General features: G+C 62.8%; 6 protein-coding genes. 3 read left to right on the top strand and 3 right to left on the bottom strand.

The window, feature by feature from the left end; translation table 11 throughout:
- Positions 1-98: 98 nt before the first annotated feature.
- Positions 99-524 carry a hypothetical protein gene (locus B3F77_RS04350; RefSeq protein ID WP_293603774.1) on the bottom strand — a complete coding sequence of 142 codons (426 nt, stop codon included), beginning with the start codon at positions 522-524 and terminating at the stop codon, positions 99-101.
- A gap of 345 nt (positions 525-869) precedes the next feature.
- Between B3F77_RS04350 and B3F77_RS04355 the strand changes: the two genes are divergently transcribed.
- Positions 870-1,073: an SOS response-associated peptidase family protein gene (locus B3F77_RS04355; protein WP_293603779.1), complete on the top strand. Its 204-nt coding sequence runs from the start codon at positions 870-872 to the stop codon at positions 1,071-1,073.
- A gap of 83 nt (positions 1,074-1,156) precedes the next feature.
- On the opposite strand, the gene B3F77_RS04360 is transcribed toward B3F77_RS04355, so the two are convergent.
- Both B3F77_RS04360 and B3F77_RS04365 read right to left on the bottom strand, forming a co-directional pair.
- Entirely contained in the window at positions 1,157-1,636 is a 480-nt protein-coding gene (locus B3F77_RS04360) for a TraR/DksA family transcriptional regulator (protein ID WP_293603775.1), read from the bottom strand.
- Positions 1,637-1,646: 10 nt separating this feature from the next.
- The gene (locus B3F77_RS04365) at positions 1,647-3,224 is read right to left on the bottom strand and encodes an AAA family ATPase (RefSeq protein ID WP_293603776.1); all 1,578 of its coding nucleotides are present in this window, start codon (positions 3,222-3,224) and stop codon (positions 1,647-1,649) included.
- A gap of 152 nt (positions 3,225-3,376) precedes the next feature.
- Between B3F77_RS04365 and B3F77_RS04370 the strand changes: the two genes are divergently transcribed.
- Together B3F77_RS04370 and B3F77_RS04375 are read left to right on the top strand one after the other, a co-directional pair.
- Positions 3,377-3,904 carry a flavodoxin family protein gene (locus tag B3F77_RS04370; protein ID WP_293603777.1) on the top strand — a complete coding sequence of 176 codons (528 nt, stop codon included), beginning with the start codon at positions 3,377-3,379 and terminating at the stop codon, positions 3,902-3,904.
- Positions 3,905-3,931: 27 nt separating this feature from the next.
- Positions 3,932-5,191 (top strand): helix-hairpin-helix domain-containing protein (locus B3F77_RS04375; RefSeq protein ID WP_293603778.1); only part of this gene is annotated, 1,260 nt, incomplete at its 3' end.

Genomic DNA, 5,191 nt, shown 5'->3' on the forward strand with positions numbered 1-5,191 from the left:
TAAACATTATTTACGGATAAGTTTACACGCTAGGCAATTTCCTTTGATGTGGGGCACCGTACCCCTCTATGCCGCGCCGGTGTTGATTACTTGCGAGCTCAATACTGGCGGGATGCGATGCATGGCTGGGCTTTGTGCAAAAAATGCATGGGTTCGGGTGCACTAGGCTGTAAGTTTGCTGGGCGGCTATCGGCAAACTCCGGCAGGTACCCAGCCAGTTCTTCGAAGTTGGCCACTATCCGGGGGCATACCCAGTGACGCACCCAGCGCGCCATGGCAATTCTCGGGTCACCCATTAGAAGGCTGTCTAAAAACCGTGAGTTTTTGATTGAACGCGCCACACACCGCTCCACCAAAGGCGTGGCTTCATCGGCGATCCAGTCCAGAAATACAGGTGACATCTTGAGGCAGCTTGCCTTCACAAGAACGTTCACCAAGTCGTCCAGCACCCCGATGGCGATGATGGACGCTTCATTGGCGGAAAGAGGGTATTTGAGAATCATTGTGGTGATAAAAAAGGGCACGCTGAAATGTCTGATGCAGGCCATCTTGCACGGGCAACATGACACCTTCATTTCACTCGACCAGCCGTTACTCTTTTTTTGCTGTGCGCAGGCCCGGAGGGCGGCCTATTGCTCGGGCGGTACCATACCCCGCATGTGCAGCCATTACCAAGCTATGAAGGACCGGGAGCGCTATCGGCGCCACTTTGATGTCGATCCGCCTGACGATCCAGGCAAGTTCGATATCTGGCCCATGTACGCTGCCAGTTTCATCCGGCGACCGCGTGAGGCAGATGCGGGTGACGAGGCGGTACCCGAGCGCGAAGCCATCCCTGGGCAGTTCGGGCTGAGACCAGCGACACCGCCATCGCCCGGCATACATACAACGCACGCAGCGAGACGGTCGCGAGCAAACCGAGTTTCCGGGATGCCTGGCGACACGGCCAGCGCTGCATCATCCCGGCCGAAGCGTTCTTCGAACCAGACTGGCGAAGCTCCAAGGCGGTGCCGACCCGCATTGCGCGCGCCGATGGCGAACCCATGGGGATTGCAGGCTTGTGGTCCTGGTAGAAGTCACCCAAAGGGGAGCTTATCCACAGTTATGCGATGCCGTTCAGGGGTGGGGCGTCCATCCCATTGCTTACGTACGAAGATCAAGATCGGCTGATCCCTGCAGGCGGGATCGCACGAGCCTCGAACTGGGTTTGGCATACCATGCAGCGAGCGGCCGCGGGCATGACCGCCAAGCGCTCAAAATCGATCGGCTGGCCACAGTTGATGCATATGGCGTAAGTGCCGTCGTTCAGGCGGACCAGCGCTGCACGCACATCAGCGAGTTCGTTGCGATCGCGTTGCACCTCGGCATCCTGCAGCGTCGTACGCTCACGTTTGCTCGCCTGATCTTCCAGGTCGTTGACTTCCCTCATATCTGCGCTTGTCGCCTCTCCTGCGGCTTCTAGCGCCGAGTCGATCTCGGCCAGCAGTTCGGTCTCCCTCCCAAGCAGCCAGGCTTTCAGAGGTTTCAAGGTATTTTTGTCAAGCATGTTCATATGTGCAAGGATCTTCTTTTTCCGAAGAGGCGAGTTGATCTGCGTCAATAACTTCGCGTCGGCCGCCTCGGGCTGCGTCTGCATGCCAAACGACTCATAGTTGCGAAAGCCAGCGCGCGCACAGCGCTGCCACCTCCACAGGCTCATCGGTGACGACCTCCAGTGCGACGGCGCGCTCGTCGCCGTCCAAGGGCTCATGGCTTGCCAGTTGGTGTTCCAGCACCTTCACATTCGCCTCAGAGGCGTCGTGGCCGACGACGTTGCGGGCGGCCACCCGTTGGCGCAGCTGCGTCTCGCTCGCTCGACAGTGCAGAATCGAAAACGGTACGCGCAGATCGACCGCCAGCGCGTGGAAAGCACGGCGTTCGGCGCGCTGCAGGAAGGCGGCATCGACGATCACCGGGTAGCCCGCCTGCAGCGCCGTGCGCGCGCATTCCTTCAGCCGGTCGAAAGTGCGCCGAGTCGCACCTGGCGTGTAGATGTCCACTGCCTGTTCGGCAGACCGCTGCAGTGCGCCAAGGCCGAACAGCCGCTTGCGCTCGACATCCGAGCGCAGACGGATGGCGCCGGCAGCCGCCAGCAGTTGCCGGGCCACGGTCGATTTTCCCGACCCGGACAGGCCGTGGGTGATCAGCAGGCGCGCCATACCTCCAGCAGTATGCGCCAGCCGCTGCGCACACGCCAGGTAATCGGGGCCGGCAGCCAGTGAGGCCGCGCCGGCGGATCTCGAACGGACGTGGCCCACCAGGGCCCGCACCAAGGCCCGGTACACCTCGTAGAAGCGCAACACTCGCACGCCGGAGTAGTCGCCGCTGCGCTGCAGGTAAGTATCGAGAAAGCTAAACGCAAGGTCGCTACGGCCATGCGCCGTCAGGTCCATGGCCAGGAAAGCCACATCGCTCATCACGTCGATCCAGCGCAGGGCCGGATCGAATTCAATGCAGTCGAAGGCCGTGGCCTCGTCACCGATCAGCACCGCATTGGCCAAGTGAAGATCGCCATGGCACTCGCGCACCGCACCACCGCCGCGCCGTGCGCGCCATGCCTCCCGCAAGGCAGGAACCTGCGCATCAACCCAGGCCCGCAGTGCTGCGATGTGCGAGGTGTCGCCGTCAGCTTGCAGCTGCTTCAGCACTTTGAGCACCGGCTGAAGCACCTGATCCTCGGCATCGAGTGGCGATGCAGGCAGCGCGGCCGGAGCGTCCCGATGAAAGTCGGCCAGCCGCTGCGCCAAACGATCGAGGTGCCCCGGCAGCAGGCCCCCTGCCGCCAGCCGTTCGCTTAGCAATGCCCCCGGCGCGAAGCGCAGCATGCACACCACGTAGTCGATAGGCTCGCCGATATCCTCGATGACACCGATCACCCCGATGCGCGGTGCCTGCATCGTGCCGTATACCGGCACCACGCCCAAGTACAGCGAAGGGGCCAGGCGTCGATTGAGGCGCACCTCCTCCTCGCAAAAATGCTTGCGCGATGTCAGCGCGCTGAAGTCAACGAACGGCAGGCGGACTGGCTTCTTTAACTTGTACGCCAGGCGCTCGGTGAGCAACACCCAGGAGATGTGAGTCTCCACCAGCGCCACCGGCTGCTCCGTGTCGGCCTGCAGGCGGGCGCGTAGCGCATTGATCAATGTGCCGTCTACCGTTGCACAGGATGCGGTTTCCGAGTCCATTTTGGCAGTCTACGCCCACCTGCCTTGGGCCGCTTGACCTGTCGCAATCATGGCCTCGTGGCGCGAACCGCGCCGGCAATTGATCTAGCGCAACGTAGGCGCCGTTTCGGCGCCTACAGTAAATAATTTTACGGACCCATTGGAGAAATACGATGAGCAAAGTTCTAGTGGTCATGTACTCTTATACGGGCACCTGCCGTCGGCTGGCGCAACTGTTGTGCAGCCAGCAGGGCTGGCCGATGGCCGAGATCACCGAGGTTAGTCCGCGTAGCGGCGTGCTGGGCACGTGGCGCTGCTTGGTCGACTCCTGGCTGCGCCGGAGCCCGGCGATTCGCTATGTCGGCCCTCCCCCGAACGAATTCGACGCTGTCGTGCTGGTGGCACCTATCTGGGCCTATCGTCTCGCTAGTCCGATGCGCAGCTTCGTGGCATCACGGCACGGGCAGCTGCCGGATGTCGCGGTGGTGTCGGTGATGGGTAGCCGTGGCGCACCGAACGCAGTCGCTGAGATCGGCCGACTAATCGGCGGTTCCCCGATCCTGAGCACCGCGTTCACCACGCGAGAGGTCGAAGACGGCAGTTACGCAGCCCAGCTGCAGGCCTTTGGCACTGCGGTGCACACGGCGGAAGACACGCAAGCTGTGGTCCGACCGTCCATCTGGTCACCACAAGCGGTCTGACGCATCGCCAGATAAGGCAAGAATTCCATGCCAATCGTCAATGCCGACGTGGCCACCGTCTTCGACGAGATTGCCGATCTGCTCGAAGTGCAAGGTGCCAATGCCTTCCGCGTGCGCGCCTACCGGAACGCGGCACGCATGCTGAGCGAACTCGGTCGTAGCGTGAAGACCATGGTGGGCCAAGGCGAGGATCTCGACGAGCTGCCGGGCATCGGCCCCGACTTGGCCGGCAAGATCACGGAAGTCGTGGCCACCGGCACCTGTGCGCAGCTGGAACGCCTGCGCAAGGAGATGCCGCCCGTAATCACGCAGTTGCTAAAGATTCCGGGGCTGGGGCCTAAACGTGTGCGCGCGTTGCATCAGGAGCTGGGCGTGCAGACGCTTGAGGAGCTGCACCGCGCTGCCGAGCAAGGACGCATCCGCGAAGTGCACGGCTTCGGGCCGAAAACGCAGCAACAAATCCTTGAGGCCACGGTCGCACGCCTTCAGGACGCCCACCGCTTCAAACTGGCCATGGCATCTCAGGTGGCTGAAGCGCTGCTGTCCGAACTGGCGGCCGTGCCCGGGGTGCTGCAGATGGTTGCCGCCGGCAGCCTGCGGCGCATGCGCGACACCGTGGGCGACCTCGACCTGCTGGTAACGATCCAGCGGGGCAGCCCTGTGATGGAGCGCTTCACGGCCAGCACCGGTGTGCGCCGGGTGCTGTCCAAGGGCAGTACCCGGGCGAGCGTGCTGCTCAGGAACGGCCTGCAGGTCGACCTGCGCGCCGTGGCACCGGCGAGCTTCGGCGCGGCATGGCTCTATTTCACCGGATCGAAGGCGCACAACATCGCGCTGCGCAAGCTGGCGCAGGACGCAGGGCTGAAGCTCAATGAGTACGGCATTTACCGGGGCGACAAGCGCATCGCGGGCGCCACCGAGACCTCGGTGTACCAGGCGCTCGGACTACCCTTCATAGAACCCGAGTTGCGCGAGGACCGTGGAGAAATCGACGCCGCACGGGATCAGCGCTTGCCCATGCTGGTGCAGCTGTCCGACCTGCATGGCGACTTGCATGCGCACACCAAGGAAAGCGACGGACACGACAGCCTGGAAGCCATGGCCGAAGCCGCCCGCGCGCGCGGCCTGCAGTACCTGGCCATCACTGAACACTCGCAGCGCCTGGCGCTGGCTCATGGGCTCGATGCCAATCGGCTCGCGCGCCAGATCGACCGCATCGACGAACTCAACGCCAGGCTCAACGGCATCGTCCTGCTCAAGGGCGTGGAGGTCGACATCCTCGAGGAC

Origin of the sequence: Polaromonas sp. UBA4122 (assembly GCA_002381615.1) — a bacterium.
Classification (GTDB): domain Bacteria; phylum Pseudomonadota; class Gammaproteobacteria; order Burkholderiales; family Burkholderiaceae_C; genus Polaromonas.